Below are 694 nucleotides of genomic sequence, written 5' to 3'. Positions count from 1 at the left end.
GACAAAAAGTTACCCGCCCTTCAGGGCGGAACCGGGCATATCAAATAGCCACCTGATGCCCAGCCGCAGCCCAACACAAAGATCAAACCAACATTTACTTAGCCACCGGCATCGTAAATTCCGCCCCCTTGGCAATCGAATCCGGCCACCGCTGCATCACACTCTTGTAGCGCGTGTAGAACCGCACGCCCTCCTCCCCATACGCATGATGATCCCCAAACAACGACCGCTTCCATCCACCAAACGAATGCCATGCCATCGGCACAGGGATAGGAACATTAATCCCAACCATACCTATCTGGATCTGCCGCGCAAACGCCCGCGCAATCCCACCGTCGCTGGTGTAGCAAGACACCCCATTGCCAAACTCATGCGCATTGATCAGCGCCACCGCCTCGGCAAAGTCATGCACCCGCACCACCGATAGCACCGGCCCGAAGATCTCTTCCTTGTAGATAGTCATGTCGGGCTTCACATGGTCGAACAGCGTGCCGCCGACATAGAACCCATTCTCGTGCCCGTCGACCTTGTGCCCCCGCCCATCGGTCACCAGCGTCGCGCCTTCTGCCACGCCCCTGGCGATATAGCCCTCGACCTTGGCCTTGTGCGCCCCGGTCACCAGCGGACCCATTTCGGCGTCTGACTCCATGCCGTTGCGGATCTTCAGCGCACGCGCGCGCTCCGCCAGCCGCGG

The 694-nt window shown here is 59.9% G+C and carries 1 protein-coding gene; it reads right to left on the bottom strand.

Annotated features, from left to right (window positions below; genetic code table 11):
* Positions 1-94: 94 nt before the first annotated feature.
* A partial coding sequence (locus tag VSR71_RS35010; protein ID WP_342917908.1) for an aldehyde dehydrogenase family protein occupies positions 95-694 on the bottom strand: 600 nt, incomplete at its 5' end.

This window comes from Cupriavidus oxalaticus (assembly GCF_038900635.1).
In the GTDB taxonomy this organism is placed as follows: Bacteria; Pseudomonadota; Gammaproteobacteria; order Burkholderiales; family Burkholderiaceae; genus Cupriavidus; species Cupriavidus oxalaticus_B.
Note: the sequence above shows the minus strand (reverse complement) of the source record. Positions and strands in the feature narration are given on the sequence as shown.